This is a genomic window from Niastella sp. OAS944, assembly GCA_024809215.1.
GTDB lineage: Bacteria > Bacteroidota > Bacteroidia > Chitinophagales > Chitinophagaceae > Niastella.
The window spans coordinates 153,182-168,311 of the sequence record JANUBW010000013.1 but is presented as its reverse complement, the minus strand read 5'-3'; the positions used below and the strand labels follow the sequence as shown (position 1 = coordinate 168,311).

Below are 15,130 nucleotides of genomic sequence, written 5' to 3'. Positions count from 1 at the left end.
TTTCTTAAATATACACTGGCACCAGCCGTTTTTTAGGCGTTATGCGGTTCTGTGCTTTTCCTGGCGATACCCCAATTTGTATTTCGGTCATGTTCTTTTCGGGTTGCGAAAAGTCGATATTTAAAAACACTTCCCGGCACTCATTGGTAACCGGTATATTGTGCTCGGCCAGCCGTTCCATGATTTGGGCATGACTGCCGGGCAATTGTTCCCACAACCCTTCATGCGGAAATGTAATGGCTTTAAAAAAGTCGAGTTCCTTTACTATGAATTTTGTTGATTGAATGGCCCTCCTGATGGGGATGGCTATCTCCAGGGTGAATACAGTATCAGGGTTTCCATCCATTCCATAATAGATCCAATGCAGCGGTCCATTGATAAAACTTTTACGGCCAGCTACTGCGTATAATTCAGCCATAACCGGACCAAACTGCTGTAATTGCGACATGGTGGTTTGATGTATACTGCTTAAAACCCTTAGCGGCGGATATGTTTTGATGTGCATATGGAAATCTTTAGGATTGTGACGATTGATCCTGGTGAGATCAGACAAAATATGAATATGTTCGTTTCAGCAATTGTTAAATGGAACGAAGCAAGAATTGAGGCATCTGAAGCAAGAAATTCTCCCTACAAACTACCACTACGGAAGCGCTACCTCGCCCCATGCTTCCCATTCTTCTTTGCTGGGGCCGTATATGCCAGGTACCTTTAAACCAGCCATACGCATCAGCACCGTCATTTGACCACGGTGATGTGTTTGGTGTATGAGCAATACCCAAAGCGAAAAGCCTTTCTTCCAGGGATCGCCATACAGGTTATTTTCTTCTTCAAGCATATCATCGTCCCAATGGCTGATGATGGCACCTATTAATTGATTGCTATATTTTTTGTAATGTGTTATCAGTTCCTGTACAGTGGTATAATTGCTGTGTTGTTCTTCAATGGGCAAACCCAGTTTACTTGGCAGTTCGGTGACTGTTTCAACAATATGGTTTGCCAGCCGGCCCAGCGTACGACCACCAGGAATGGCAACCTGTAACGATTCGTTGGTTAGGCTGTTAAAGATCTTTAATGTGGCTTCGGTTTCTTCTTTCCAACGATCGAGAAAGTCGTGAATGCTGCGTATCATTTGATCTAATTTTTAATGTGAAAGTTATAAGACCAAAGTAACAGGCAGATTGTGACAACAGTATGTCAGTAGGAAACCGTCGTTCGTCGAATTTTTTTGAACCGGGTAAGATAATGGGCGTGTTTTCTATTGCTCAACGGGCAAATAGTGCAGTCGAACCTCTTCAGAAAGGTCTTTCATAATATTCACCAGCGCCTCGGGCGATTCAATATGCACATGATGGGTATACATTAATAACCAACGGCCTATGTATTCAAGGTGGGAAGTAACATAATACATATACACCTGGTCGTCTTTCACTTCTTCGCGTACGTAGCCATAATAATACTTCTGGTTACCCAGGTAGCGGGCCATCGATTTGGTGAACCGGATACATACTTCCTGTAGTTCGGAGGTATTGATCATCGATTGCAGGTACTCCTGTAGCGAGGGATGGGCATCGGGTTCAAAGTTATTGTCGAGTATTTGCAGTTGCTGAATGCGGCTAACCCTGAAATCGCGATAGCCGTTGCGTAGTTTACACCAGCCTATAAGATGCCAGGCCTGGCCGTAATAACAAAGGCCAATAGGTTCCAGGGTGCGTTCGGTAACGGCGTCCTGCCCGCTTTGGTAGCGAATATGAATTTCTCTTTTATCGCCCAGTGCTTTTTGCAGCTCAACCAGGTAACGGCCAGCAGAATCATCGGCCGGCAGGCGACTGAGTACTGCAATGTTATCGGCCAGTTGGTCCATATGCTCTTTATCGGTAGAGCGTAGTACTGCTTTTACTTTATATAAGGCGGCGTTGAAATGTTTTTTAATAGATTCATCTGCCAAATGCTCGGCCAGTTTGGCGCCAAGCAATAATGCAGAAGCTTCTTCCTGGGTAAACATTACCGGTGGCAGTCGGTACCCTTCCATTATGCTATAACCGCTGCCTGCTTCGCCGATCACCGGCACACCACTTTCTTCCAATGCCTTAACATCGCGGTACACAGTACGTAAACTGATGTTAAAGCGATCGGCCACCTCCTGCGCAGTAACTCTTTTTTTACTTTGCAGGTGAGTTAAAATGGCGTGTAAGCGATCTATTCTATTCATAGCAGATTAAATAACTGACTTTTCTACCCAGGCATTATTTTCCTTTAACAAATTTATCAATTCTTCAACGGCAATACCACTATCAACATTACGTTTAACCACTTCTTTTCCTTTATATAAAGTGATCTTACCCGGGCCGCTACCCACATAGCCAAAATCGGCATCGGCCATTTCGCCGGGACCGTTTACAATACATCCCATAATAGCGATCTTAACGCCTTTAAGGTGATGGGTTACCGAACGGATCTTCGCTGTGGTTTCCTGCAGGTCGAACAGGGTGCGGCCGCACGAAGGGCAGGAAATATATTCCGTTTTTGAAATACGGGTACGGGTAGCCTGTAAAATAGAGAACGAGGTATTGTTGATGAACTGGTGATTGTTCTTTGTTTCGAGGTATGTACGTCCGCTTACCTTTTGGGTTTGGATCTTACCGGGTTCATTCATTAACCAAATACCATCGCCCATACCATCGAGCAGCAGGGCGCCGCTATCGGTTGAGAAATGGATCAGTTGTTCATCGATGGTGGTATCGTTACTTTCAACAGCCAGTATAACCGGACAAGTAATACCCTGATTCGTTAATTCAATAATAAAACGGCGTACCGATGGCATGGCATGTGCGTTTGTACTATACAAACACAACACCACTGTTTTATCATTTTGAATAGCTTGTAATAATTCCTGTGAAGCAGCGCCATTTGCATCAACAGCTATAAAGTTCAACACACCTGAGCGATCGGCGCTCTTGAGGTATTCAATTGACTGATACAGCGGATAATATTTTTCTTTATCCGGTGAGTTTAGCCAGGTTGCATGATCGCAAATGACTTTCAATGTGCCGGGTAAGGCAAAATCGATCAGTTTTTTACCGCTGTATAGGTAATCGGCTGCAGCATCTGCAATGGTCCATTTATCTGTTTCGGTGTTATAGGTATAGCCAATGGCCTGTAAGTCTTCATGACTAATAGAAGTTGCTTTCATAAAATCGGCAACCACTACAGGTACAGTTTTACCGCCAATGTTTGAAACGGTATAGGTGTGTCGTTTTGTATATTCAAATGGAGAATACGGAACTTTAGAAATTGAAGGAATTGGCAATTGCTTATTGTCAATTGCCAATTGCCGATTGGTATAGCGTTTTACCAGGTCGCGGCAAACAGGTATTTCAAACTCTGGGTCTTCAGTTAATGAAACCCGAATAGTATCGCCAATGCCATCTTCGAGCAGGGTGCCAATACCAATGGCCGATTTTATTCTTCCATCTTCACCATCGCCGGCTTCTGTTACGCCAAGGTGTAATGGATAACATTCGCCAAACTCATCCATCATAACATTCACCAGCAACCGGTAAGCCTGTACCATTACCTGTGGGTTGCTCGATTTCATGCTCAGTATGATATTATGATAACTTTCGTTGCGTGCAATACGTAGAAACTCCATAGCGCTTTCAACCATACCCATGGGCGTATCGCCATAGCGGCTCATAATACGATCGCTTAGCGAACCATGATTGGTGCCAATGCGCATGGCTGTTCCATATTCCTTACAGATCTTAACCAGTGGCGTGAACCTGTCGCGTATGCGGTCTATTTCTTCAGCATATTCCGCATCGGTGTAATCTATTTGTTCAAATTTCTTTTTGTCGACATAGTTGCCCGGGTTCACCCGCACTTTTTCAATAATTCGGGCTGCTATTTCTGCTGCATTGGGGGTGAAATGTATATCGGCAATAAGGGGTGTTTTGTAACCTCTTCTCTGCAGCTCATTCTTTATATTCAATAAGTTTTCTGCTTCTTTTTTACTGGGTGCAGTAATGCGCACCAGTTCGGCGCCAGCCTCAATACAACGGATGGTTTGCTCAACGGTGGCAATGGTGTCCATTGTATCGGTGGTGGTCATAGTTTGCACACGAATAGGGTTGAAGTCGCCCAGCAGCAGATCGCCAATTCGTACTTCACGGGTTGCCAGTCGTTTATATTCCGTCAATGAGTCGCAGTAAAGCTGCATTGTATTTCTTGTGATTTAAGGATTTGTGATTGCCGGTTGGTTAAACGGCAAAATGGGTACAAAAGTACGAAATCGTAAAACGGCAAACGTAAAACGGGAAAGAAATGCAGTGGGAGGGGGAGAGAATTAACGAGTAGTTAATAGTATGGCGAATTCTGTGAAAATCAAGCTAAAGGAGTCGTGAAACGTGAAACGGCCAACGTGAAAATTGTTTCTGTGTTGCATCGGAAGTAATTGCATGCTTCATAAGTGAGAAAACGGCAATGAATTTTTGAGCATCGCAAGGTCTTCATTATGCTGATCCCTCGCGAGCCTTTTCACGTTTCACGTTTGCCGTTTCACGCAGTCCGCCAGCTGGCGGACTGCTCTACCAGTCTTTTTCAGGCTGTGTTACCGAGCGGGAGCGGTTATTTTGTATTTTCCGCTGTACTTCCTGCTCTTTTTGTTCAAGCGACTTCAGGTATTGCTCAATCTTTCTTTTATCGAGCTTATTTTGCTGAGGCTGTTTTTTCTGCTGTTGTTTTTGCTGCGGTTGCTTTTGCTGTTGATTCTGGTTTTGTTTCTTCAGTTCGGTCAATGCCTTTTGCAGATTGAAGCGGGTATCCTCATCGGTAGGATCGAGCTTTATGGCATTTTTGTAGGCTTCAATACTTTCAAGCAGTTTTTTCTCGTTGGTTAAGGTTACGCCTTTGTTATAGTAGCCTTTTACTTTATAATTCTTATCGGTAGTTTTTTCAATTAGCTCATCATACGACTTTTGCGCCTCTGGTATATTACCGGAACGAAACTTTGCATTGGCTAAGTTATAGCGGGCCGTTGCGCTTTGCGGGTTCTGCTCAACTGCTTTTTGATAGGCCGGCAACGCTTTGTCGTATTGTTTTTCGTGGTAAAGCTTATTGCCTTCGCGGATAGCCGCATTCTCATCCTGTGCATTTACCATTGCGGGCAATGCAAAGAGCAAAGGCATAAGCCATAATATGTTCTTCAATTTCTTCACGCTGCTTTAAATTTCCGTTCAGGTAATAGGAATTCGGCTATCAGTAATACAAAGGCAAAAGCCAGGAACCACTGAAAATAACTTCTGTAATCCCTGAATGCATTATCGTCGAGTGTTGAGGTTTCAATAGTGTTTAACTGCTTTGTAATGGCATCCACTGCTGCATCAACCTCGTTCAGTTTTACATAAATGCCTTTGGTGGCGCCGGCCAGTTGTTGTAATTCAGTTTCATTCAACCGCGATACAACGGTTGTACCATTCTCATCTTTTTTATATTCATTGGTGGTGGGCTCCATAATAGGAGCACCTTCGGCAGAACCAATGCCTACTGAATTGATCATGACGCCATCTTCGGCCAGTTGTTTTGCCAGGGGAACAGCCTGCGGATCATGATCTTCACCATCAGTTATCAATACTATTGATTTGAATTTTCTTTCCTTGCTATTGAATGCCGAATTACTGGCGCGCAAAGCCTCTGAAATTATAGTGCCTTGTGTAGGCACGACCTCTGGACCAGCTTGTTGAATATACATACGGGCGGCGCCATGATCGGTAGTAAGTGGCATTTGCAAATAAGCCCTTCCTGCAAACAGTACCAGTCCAACACGGTCGTTTGGTAACTGGTCCATAAGTTTATACACCAGCTGGCGGGCCCTTTCAAGTCTATTGGGTTTTATGTCTTCTGCCAGCATGCTTTTACTTACGTCCATGGCTATCACCACATCTACTCCTTTACGTTGAACATCGTCCATGGCGCCCGGTTTTTGCAAATTGGCCGAAGCGACAATAACGGCTCCCAACGCCAGTGCAAAGAACATGAATTTGAGCAGAAAATTAATGGGCGAATAGTTGGCAATAAGTGCCTGTACCAGTTTGGGATCCCCGATCTTTTTGGCAGTATTTTTCTTCCAGTATAATAACTGAAAATACAATACAACTATCAGCGGGATAGTGGCCAGGGCTATGAGGTATTCGATATGTTGGAAACGGAAGTTCAATGTGATAATTTGATAATTAGCCAATGTGATAATGAAAAACAGCACATTGGCTTTCAATGAATGCAAAGATTAAACCAAATTAGAATTCGTTACAAATTAAGTACTTGTGCGCGATTTTCATAGTTAAAATCCGTGGTATTCCTCCTAAAATAAAAAGCCCGCCGTAGCGTAAGCAACGGCGGGCATGCATATTATAAAATTCGGTATGCCGGCAATTAGTCAGGCTTTACAATCAGTGCCATTAGCACATTAGCATATTATCACATTAGCTAATTGTTCTATCTCTTTCCCTCGAAGAAATTATAGCTTTTCAGAATCGATTTTAACAGTTCGATCCTAATGGTTTTAAAGTCAACATTGGGATCGGGGCTTTCAACCTGTAATGCGAAAAAGTAAGGGTGGTTGTTTTCTTCAATCCAACCAACTATCCAGCCTAATTGATTGCCTTTGTCAGTAGTGTTCCAACCGGTTTTATAACTCAGTTTATAGTTGGCGTTGTTTTCCCACAGCATCATGCCACGTACCAGGCGCTGCGCTCTTTTTTGAAAAGGCAGTTGATCGAAATACAATCTTTTTACCAGGCCTAACTGTTCGTCGGCGGTTACTTTGGCGGTATTATCGAGCCAGAAAGTATCGAGGTTGTTCTTGATCTTAAAAGTATCGTTGCGGCGGGCATAACCCAGCGTATCGAGCCAGTGTTGCATTTTTTTCTCACCAACACGGCGGGCCAGCTCCTGGTACCATGGCGGGCACGAAATACGGAATGCATCAACCATGGTCATATCGCGGTTGCACTCGGTACGTTGGCGCACTACGCTATCCCATTTAATAATGGTACTGGTATCGGGTATTACACCGGTTTCTAAACCAATAAGTGAATTTACGATCTTGAAAGTTGAAGCGGGCGTATAGGCGCTATCGCGGTACCGGGGTAGATTATAAATGGTAAAACTTCCCTGTCCGTTATCGAAAAGGCCAAAGCAGCCGGTCACTTTATATTGGTCGAAATATTTTTTCAGGCTGTTATCAACAGTAACATTATTGGGTGAGCATCCGGCGAAGGCAACTAATATTACCAGTCCGGCTGTTATCCATTTTATCATAGTGGAAATTTGCGCAAATGTAAAGCCAATGAGCAAATGTGCAAACTATTGCTTTGGCATTCCATACTTATTGATAAGTGCCAGTAAAACTCCGTTCGTCCAACCGAAACCATCCTGGCCGGGGTATTCACCACCGCCGGCTTCTGCGTTCAGGTCAACCACATTGTATTTTTCCATCAGCTTACCGGTGCGTTTATACACCTCTGTATTCAGTTTTATCCAGCGTTCGGCAATGTCACGGGCCAGTTCGCGTTGACCGCAACGATCGAGGCCCCAAATGGTCATCCATTCAAGCGGCGCCCAGCCATTGGGTGCGTCCCACTGCTGGCCGGTATTGTAGGGTGAGGCTGTTATGCCGCCGGGTTGTAAAAGTTTTGCCTTTATTTGCTCGGCCGCCTGGCGCGCCAGCAGGCTCATATAATCGAGCTTTTTGGTAAATACGCAAAAAGGGTACATACCTGCGGGGGTAACAACATCCGACGCCTTACGGGTGCGGAAATTAAAATCCGTATAATATTTCAGGGTCTTGTTCCAGCAATATTTATCAATGGCCACTCTTCTTCTGTCGGCCTTACGAGCATAGTCGGCCGATGCATTATTATCATGTGCTATGAACTTGGCTTGCGCCAGAACGGTTTCAAGAAAGTACAACAGGCTGTTCAGGTCAACCGGTATCATATCGGTGACGTTGATGGTAGCGAGGGTCTTTTTATCTTTCAACCAGCGGCTGCTGAAATCAATACCGCTTTCGGCACCGGCGCGAAGGTGGGTATACATTTCTTTTTTATCGCGGCCACTGCGTTGTGCCGTTTCCACATCTTCTTTATAGCTTTCCTGGCGGGGAAAGGGATAGTCGTCCCAATAACGGTTCAATACAAGGGTATCGTTCAGTTTAACAACCCGCCTGGCGGCTTGTCCGGTTTTTAATTTGCCGGCGCCTTCCATCCAAAACTCATATTCTTTTTCCAGTGCGGGCATATACGTTAGCAGTATAGAATCGCCTTTTATATCGGCCAGCAGATCTACCATCAGGGCAAAAAAGGGTGGTTGCGAACGGCTGAGGTAATAGCTTCTGTTACCGTTGGGAATATGGCCATAGGTCTCAATCATGTAAGCAAAGTTCTTAATCATATTCTCCATAAGCTCGCCTTCACCGCTTGCCTGCAAACCCAGCATGGTAAAATAGGAATCCCAGTAATACACTTCGCGAAAGCGGCCGCCGGGAACAATATATGGGTTGGGTAATGCCAGTAGCGTACTTCCTATAACAACCGTATCGGGTTCACGGCGTAATACCCCCCACAGGTTTTTGATGTGTTTGGTAACATCTTTTTCCTGCATTATATAATTGAACTGGGGTGGTGCGGGCGGCAATTCAAAATTGTTCTGAACAAACTGTTTCAGATCAAATTTGGCGGCGCCTTTCTGCTGCAGGTAATCGGCAACAATATTTTTGGGGTTTCTTTTGGGAACGCAATCAACAAACGTTTTTCCATCGGGGAAAACCTTGCTCATTTGTACATCGCGGAATAAATCGCCATAAATTTTGTCGGGCGTGGCCGGCGGCTGGGCAATGGCACATACAAACTGCCAGCTTACCAGCAAACACAATAACAATTTTTTCATCCTTACTTCATTTAATTATCAGGGGTTATTCCAGAATCAAATGTATAAATAAAAAACCGTCCCAATAGAAATCGGAACGGTATGATTGACTTACTATTTATGCTCAAAAATGTTAGGATCGAATTAGAACCTGCACCCAACGGTTATATACAGCGAACGGCCATCAGAAGGCCAAATGCCGGGGTCAGGGTAAAAAAATGGTCTTTAAGTGAAATATTGATTGTCGGCAATATTGTTAATTACCTGCGCCATCGTTTTGTGCGCGTTGTACGGCATAGTTGCCTACCTTTTTGCCTGTTTCCAAACCCACTTCACAATCGGCGCGATAATGTATACCGGCCAGCATTCTCGATAACGATGCTTCACGCGCCATGGCGTCATAGGCCGACGCACGTTCGGGAATTATATGCGACAGCACAGTGGCGGCTGCACCGCTAAAGGTGGAGTGACCTGAAATATAGGCCGGGAAATTAGGCACACCGGTAAGCGTTTTTATTTTAGGGTTCATTTGCGATGGGCGTGGGTTGAAATAATACATTTTAGTATCCCAGCATACAATGGCTGCATCCATCAACGCCATGTTTAACAAGGCAAGATTACGCGCCCAGCGTACTTCACTAAAATCTTTTTTAATGAAATCATCAATGGCTATGGCATCCCAATGACCCGAAGGGGTAGATGTGCCAACGCCATCGGCCCAAAAATGTACAATACGATAATGCTCGCGCGAATCGTCTTTTATAAGTTGATATATTTCTTCGGTTTCATCTTTCATTTTGGCGCTGGCAGTAAGCGGGGGTGGGCCCGGGCGTAATGAAATGGCCGTTAATGAATCGAATAAAAATGCTTTTACTTTTCCAAATAAACAAAGCATGGGTGGGCGTTTGGGCACTTCAAGACTGTACCAGGGTGTTTCGCCTTTGGCCATACAATCGGTTTCCAGCTTGGCCCAGTCTGTGGGTGTACCGCCTGCTGCGCCGGCGCGGTCGCCACGGGCGCGGGTAACAAATTTTTGTGCTACTGCTTTACCCAGCGCTTCGCCTGCTTCAATATCACTACGCACATTGGCGCCGGCAATAATACGGGCGCGTTTATGTTCTTCTGCTTTTTGCTGAACATAATCCTGATCGCCTGGGAATAACAGTTTCAACATTTCTACCGCAGCACCGGCAACAACAGCATCTTCTGAAGGGTACGAGGGCAGGTCTGATTGTGGAACTAATGTATTGAGCGTAGCATCTACTTTATAAGGGGCAGGTCTGTTATATAATTTCTTATAATAGTAAGCGGCTACCAGCGCGTCGTATTGCGCGGCGCTTACATAAGCGTATGCACGGGACGCATAGGGCGGGTTGGCAAAGGGAAATTGCGGGTAAGCCAACGGGTTATTGGCATTGGGAGCCGGGTAAGTACCATCTTCATTTTGATAAGGTGGCAGGTTATGTTTAGCTACCAGCTCACGAAGAATTTCATTCCAACGTAATACGGCGCCGGCGCTCCAGTATTTTACAATGTTCTTTTCATTATCAGTTAAGTTGGCCTGCCAGGTTTTTATTTCATTTATCTGCGCTATATAATCTGGGGTATTGGTAGCTATGGGCGCCGATATTGAGAACTCATTAGGAGATGTAAGTAAAACAGGTTTCCAGCTTCCGGCATCTATATCGGATTTAGCAGGTTGCAGTGCCGGCAGATCGTCTGTTCGGCCTTTTTCATTTTTTGAGCAGGCAAAGGGAATAATGCTTGCCGCAATGATCAAAGATGGAATGGCGATATATAGTAGCTTATTCATTAAGTTATTTTTTAGGCGATGAAGAAGCGGTTTTCTTTTTATTAAAATCAAGTATTTGGAAGATACCGCCACCAATGGTTGTGGCCTGTCCTACGTTTCGCCCCTTCACCACATAATTACCGGTAGCAATAAATGACAATCCGCCTGGCTTTTTTAACTCATACTTCACCCAGGCGCCCAGGCGTGTTGCATTCATGGTATTACTGGGGAAGGGCATGTTGTTACGGGTAATATCAAAACCGCCCTGCGTGATCATATTTTCAATAAACGCTTCTGCTATAAAATTGGGTTGCCTGTAACCGGTGCGCACATTCCAGTTTATTACATTGGGCATTTCCACCTGGTTGGTGTAATGCATTTCAGTAGTGTAGTATGCATCGCGATCAATTTTAATATTGCTTCTGAAAACGTACGTGCCCGACGCGGTTACAAAGAATTTTCCTAACTGGTAATCGCCCATCGCTCTTAATGAAAGGGTTTTGCTTCTTAACCCTATAGCTAGTGGCAGATAATCGGCCACATAATTTGTAAGCGGGGCCGAAACACCTGCAATGCCATAAATAGAAAAATCGCCTTTGCCCAGCTTACGTTCAATGGGCATCCACTTCAACCATAGCGATCCATCCTGAACACCCTTCTGACTGTGCAGGGTACCTGCCGATGTTTTAGTGGTTACATAAGGTGCACCAAACAGCACATTCAGTTTATTGGTTATACCATAATTACCCATTACCGAAAACATTTGTGTAGTAACGGTGCCCAGGTTCAGGTTTTCCCTTTTAAGGGTTCCTTCCCAATAATTTTTCCAGCTGCTGTGGCTGTACATGGGACCGATACACAAATTGTTTTTCCCCATCATAATGCCATCTAACTCCGTTTGTGTAAAAGCAGGCATTGCGACCGAAGTAAAAAATAACAATAGTAAACAGAACTTACGCCAGGCCTTCCGGTGTTTTGTCATAACAGTTAGGTTTGGTAATTAAAATTTAAATGCACAGCCAATATTATAAAGCCTGTCGGCAAAGGCCGCATCACCTTGTGCATGTACACCTGTTGCCTCTGTTTTTAATTTATCGGCAACGCTTTGTACGCGGTTGCGTTTAATAGCCATAGGAACGTAAGCATACACAGTGACTTTTTTAAACTGATAATTCAAACCAGGTTCAAATGAAACTATATACCCTGGCCGCCTAAAGCCTGTACTGCCACCAATAAGATCTTCGGCCGGTTGACATTCTTTGCGAATACCGGCAGATAGGGTGAAGCCACGCAAGGTTGCAGTGGCGCCGGCACGAACCATCCATTGGTCGGGCACACTCATAACCGTTGTACCGTATTTAATAGCATCGGTTGAAGCTGTTCCGCCACGTGTGGTTGATACGCCATTTTGCTCGCGGGGGTTAATGAGATAATATAAATTGGTATACACACCAAATACCTTTGTGAAATTGTAATATGCATTTAATTCGGTAGTGAAACCGGTTCCACCATCACCTAACTGAATTGATTGATCGACGGGGCCCAATACTTTGGTACTATCGTTTTTGACAAAGAAATCCTGGTAGCGGTAATCGCCCGTTGGTAATTTAAGACCCAGGCCTATCTGAATATTTCCTTTGGGCATTTTTGTTTGGTCGAGCAGCCATTTGTAGCCAACTATACGAATATCGCCTATGCCAAATGAGTGGGTTGAATGGCGTGCGCTTTTGCCGCCGTTATTGCCGCCATGCTCGTACATCGATGAGCGGGCATTGGAAACAACAGGCACATCGAGCGCTAATGACCAGCCTTTTTTAAAACTACGGGTAAGGGTTAAATCAAGTGTATATGAGTAATTGATAACCTCGGTACCTTCTTCAAGGCGGTGCTTTTGTTCTTCTGTGCCTACAAAATGCCTGAACGATTTGAAGTACCGGTTACTGACCGATAGCATCCATTGATTGGCATCATGTGCTGTTGCCTGGTCGCGGGTGCAAAAGCCACCGGTACTGCGAATGGCTACACAACCTTGTGATTGTACCTGATGTGTACCCATCAGGTATAAAATTGACATAATAGCAAACTTCTTCATAACAGTTAGATTTGGTGTTGCAGTCTGGTTATTTATTTACTCGCGATCTGTTCTTTTCTCATGTTTAATTTCGACATAACATAATTGCCAACTTTAATGCCTTGGTCGCGTGCTACGAATATGGAAGGGCGATAGTGTATGCCACCATAAAACCGGCTCATGCCAGCTTCGTCAGCGGCCTGCCGGGGTGTTTGAAAACTTCTGTCGGGAAAACCCCAGGGTCGTTCGGTACTATCTCTAAATGGTGTTTGTGTACCATAAATATGTTCCAATACAGTGGCCGCGGCTGTTGAAATAATAGAGTGGCCGCTGGTATATTCAGGAAACGGTGGTGTTTGCAGAAATGGTTTCCAGTTGGCATCTATGTATTTATTGATCATTGTTTCGGGCCGAATAAGATTGAAAGTGAACTTGGCATCCCAACAGGCAATAAAAGCATCCATTACCGCAAATGAAACCGTTGCATAAGAGTAAACGGTTTTACTAAAACCGGCTTTCTGGTTCTGGCAAATGATGCCGGTAATACCCATCCAGTGGCCGCCGGGCGTCATGGCCTTGGTAGCATACTGCGTATGGCCAACCACGTTTAATTTAAACCCATTACAATCCCAAAAACTGGCAATGGCCCTTTGTTCTTCGGTAAGGTTAACAACAGAGTCCTGCACTTCTTTAGCCATTTTATAAAATGAACAGGCGGCATCTTTTCCAAATACACAAGGCGGCGGTGGGGCAAACTGGTTGCAGCTATCCATGGCTATGGTGCGAATGGTTCGCCATGCTGGTTCTACCGCCTGAAAATAACCCGGTGGTGTTGGTATCCATTTACCTTCATCAATAGGTACGGTGTATTTGGCCGCTGAGCGGGTTTGTGCATAGTTGTCTTTCTTGCTCCAGCCCAGTACGGCTTTGGCAACGGCAACGCCATATGCCTCTGAGTTCTTTCTCATTTCTTCAGGCATTCCATGATCTTTGGCCAGCGCCTTCAGGGAGTTAACAATTTCATCGGTGGTGTCTTTCGAAAAAGTGAGCGTTCGGCCTACTTCCATAAAAGACAACAGTGCTGCATATTCATAATCGATGGCTTTGCCGGCAGGTGGTGCCGGCACTTCAGCAAACCCTTTCAATTGACCTTTTAGCGAAGTGTAACTACTATCGCCATGTGCCATAGTCTCATACGCTGCCAAATGTGAATAGGCATAAATACGACTGGCCACGGGCGGCGAAAAAATATCGTATGTAATTACATCGGTAAGCCTACCGGTTATTGTACTATATAAAACAGGATCATGGAGTACTTGCTGATAATCGTTTTTTCCGCATGAAGAAACGATTACCATAATAATGGCAAACAAAAATGCACGCATGATAAGTCATCAATTATTTAGTAACTGAAAATCGAATGATAACAGGCTATAACTTTCCCCTAAAACCAATAGCGATCAGCATTCGGGAGGTTGTGCGGGTGCTGAAATGAGTGGAGTAGATGGGATAACCAGAGCATATCCAGAGTACGCATGCAGCTGTGTTGCCAATGCTTCCAGCTGCCAGTTATTTTCCTGCTGCCAGTACTCGGTAATTGGGTTCTTTATAGAACCGGCAGGTGTTGAGTTATTGTTTTTGGAAGACTGTTGCAGATCGTTCACCAGTTTAAAGAACTCATTACGGGCGTTCTGCAACTTCATTCTGCTCTCATTAGGTACGCATAACAGTACCAACTCACCGTTAGCTACTTTGCGTTGTACATATTTATAGTGTATACCGTTGTATTCTATTTCGCCATCATACCGTTCAAAGCCGGAAGAAATGTTTTGGTATGGCATGTTAAGGGGAATGCGAATTTCTATAAGGCTGGCTTCATTGTATTGATGCTGATCGAGTTGTGTTTCCAATTGCGTATCAGCCCGGTGTTGCAGATAATCGGAAAGTAACCGATATCCAAACCAGTTAAACAGGAAGATGATAAGCAGCAATATAGCAGCAGCTCGTTTCATCCGTGATACAATAGCTTTGAGTTACTACAAATTAAGACAATTAGGAGTATGAAAGTGCTGTAGGCCAAAATAATTTAGCCGGGTTTTGGTTACTTCAGCAGTTAATACTTATAAATACAAGTGTTGTGTAACGGTACGTTTGTAATGTGTAAAATCTGATATTAAGTAAACGTTCATAATATTATACATTCTACCTGGTTCGTATTTGGGCTTCGCTTTTGCTACATTTTTACAGCCATTTTACTACTCTTTTGGTAGCAAACAGGTAGCAAAAAAGTAGTAAAAAGGTAGCCAGAGGGTTAATGAAGAGTAGCCCAGGGGTAGCTTTGGGGT

Annotated in this window: 13 protein-coding genes; all 13 read right to left on the bottom strand. The window is 44.4% G+C overall.

Annotation, left to right across the window (positions count from 1 at the left end; translation table 11 throughout):
• Window positions 1-4: 4 nt before the first annotated feature.
• Window positions 5-505 carry a hypothetical protein gene (locus GGD38_RS34735; RefSeq protein WP_375297849.1) on the bottom strand — a complete coding sequence of 167 codons (501 nt, stop codon included), beginning with the start codon at window positions 503-505 and terminating at the stop codon, window positions 5-7.
• A 138-nt stretch (window positions 506-643) separates the two neighbouring features.
• Window positions 644-1,132: a DinB family protein gene (locus GGD38_RS34730; RefSeq protein WP_375297850.1), complete on the bottom strand. Its 489-nt coding sequence runs from the start codon at window positions 1,130-1,132 to the stop codon at window positions 644-646.
• Window positions 1,133-1,258: 126 nt separating this feature from the next.
• The gene (locus GGD38_RS34725; RefSeq protein WP_375297851.1) at window positions 1,259-2,212 is read right to left on the bottom strand and encodes a helix-turn-helix transcriptional regulator; all 954 of its coding nucleotides are present in this window, start codon (window positions 2,210-2,212) and stop codon (window positions 1,259-1,261) included.
• A gap of 6 nt (window positions 2,213-2,218) precedes the next feature.
• On the bottom strand, window positions 2,219-4,219 hold the full coding sequence (gene ispG / locus GGD38_RS34720) for a (E)-4-hydroxy-3-methylbut-2-enyl-diphosphate synthase (protein WP_375297852.1): 2,001 nt from the start codon (window positions 4,217-4,219) through the stop codon (window positions 2,219-2,221).
• A 367-nt stretch (window positions 4,220-4,586) separates the two neighbouring features.
• A complete protein-coding gene (locus tag GGD38_RS34715; protein ID WP_375297853.1) occupies window positions 4,587-5,216 on the bottom strand; it encodes a tetratricopeptide repeat protein in 630 nt (209 codons plus the stop codon).
• A complete protein-coding gene (locus GGD38_RS34710; protein WP_375297854.1) occupies window positions 5,213-6,214 on the bottom strand; it encodes a VWA domain-containing protein in 1,002 nt (333 codons plus the stop codon). Before GGD38_RS34710 ends, GGD38_RS34715 begins: the two co-directional genes overlap by 4 nt.
• Window positions 6,215-6,492: 278 nt before the next feature.
• Complete coding sequence (locus tag GGD38_RS34705; protein ID WP_375297855.1) at window positions 6,493-7,317, bottom strand: penicillin-binding transpeptidase domain-containing protein; 825 nt, start codon at window positions 7,315-7,317, stop codon at window positions 6,493-6,495.
• A 45-nt stretch (window positions 7,318-7,362) separates the two neighbouring features.
• Complete coding sequence (gene treF / locus GGD38_RS34700) at window positions 7,363-8,943, bottom strand: alpha,alpha-trehalase TreF (RefSeq protein WP_375297856.1); 1,581 nt, start codon at window positions 8,941-8,943, stop codon at window positions 7,363-7,365.
• Between the two features lie 235 nt (window positions 8,944-9,178).
• A complete protein-coding gene (locus GGD38_RS34695) occupies window positions 9,179-10,735 on the bottom strand; it encodes a phosphatase PAP2 family protein (protein WP_375297857.1) in 1,557 nt (518 codons plus the stop codon).
• Between the two features lie 4 nt (window positions 10,736-10,739).
• A complete protein-coding gene (locus GGD38_RS34690) occupies window positions 10,740-11,696 on the bottom strand; it encodes a hypothetical protein (RefSeq protein ID WP_375297858.1) in 957 nt (318 codons plus the stop codon).
• Window positions 11,697-11,714: 18 nt separating this feature from the next.
• Window positions 11,715-12,806 carry a hypothetical protein gene (locus GGD38_RS34685; protein ID WP_375297859.1) on the bottom strand — a complete coding sequence of 364 codons (1,092 nt, stop codon included), beginning with the start codon at window positions 12,804-12,806 and terminating at the stop codon, window positions 11,715-11,717.
• A 32-nt stretch (window positions 12,807-12,838) separates the two neighbouring features.
• A complete protein-coding gene (locus tag GGD38_RS34680) occupies window positions 12,839-14,170 on the bottom strand; it encodes a vanadium-dependent haloperoxidase (protein ID WP_375297860.1) in 1,332 nt (443 codons plus the stop codon).
• A 75-nt stretch (window positions 14,171-14,245) separates the two neighbouring features.
• A complete protein-coding gene (locus tag GGD38_RS34675; RefSeq protein ID WP_375297861.1) occupies window positions 14,246-14,797 on the bottom strand; it encodes a hypothetical protein in 552 nt (183 codons plus the stop codon).
• Window positions 14,798-15,130: the final 333 nt, after the last annotated feature.

Bases quoted from the DNA above. Each gene is read 5' to 3' on its own strand.
- GGD38_RS34730 (WP_375297850.1), bottom strand. From the start codon at position 1,132: ATGATACGCAGCATTCACGACTTTCTCGATCGTTGGAAAGAAGAAACC.
- GGD38_RS34685 (WP_375297859.1), bottom strand. From the start codon at position 12,806: ATGAAGAAGTTTGCTATTATGTCAATTTTATACCTGATGGGTACACAT.
- GGD38_RS34705 (WP_375297855.1), bottom strand. From the start codon at position 7,317: ATGATAAAATGGATAACAGCCGGACTGGTAATATTAGTTGCCTTCGCC.
- GGD38_RS34695 (WP_375297857.1), bottom strand. From the start codon at position 10,735: ATGAATAAGCTACTATATATCGCCATTCCATCTTTGATCATTGCGGCA.
- ispG (WP_375297852.1), bottom strand. From the start codon at position 4,219: ATGCAGCTTTACTGCGACTCATTGACGGAATATAAACGACTGGCAACC.
- GGD38_RS34680 (WP_375297860.1), bottom strand. From the start codon at position 14,170: ATGCGTGCATTTTTGTTTGCCATTATTATGGTAATCGTTTCTTCATGC.
- GGD38_RS34690 (WP_375297858.1), bottom strand. From the start codon at position 11,696: ATGACAAAACACCGGAAGGCCTGGCGTAAGTTCTGTTTACTATTGTTA.
- treF (WP_375297856.1), bottom strand. From the start codon at position 8,943: ATGAAAAAATTGTTATTGTGTTTGCTGGTAAGCTGGCAGTTTGTATGT.
- GGD38_RS34725 (WP_375297851.1), bottom strand. From the start codon at position 2,212: ATGAATAGAATAGATCGCTTACACGCCATTTTAACTCACCTGCAAAGT.
- GGD38_RS34735 (WP_375297849.1), bottom strand. From the start codon at position 505: ATGCACATCAAAACATATCCGCCGCTAAGGGTTTTAAGCAGTATACAT.
- GGD38_RS34675 (WP_375297861.1), bottom strand. From the start codon at position 14,797: ATGAAACGAGCTGCTGCTATATTGCTGCTTATCATCTTCCTGTTTAAC.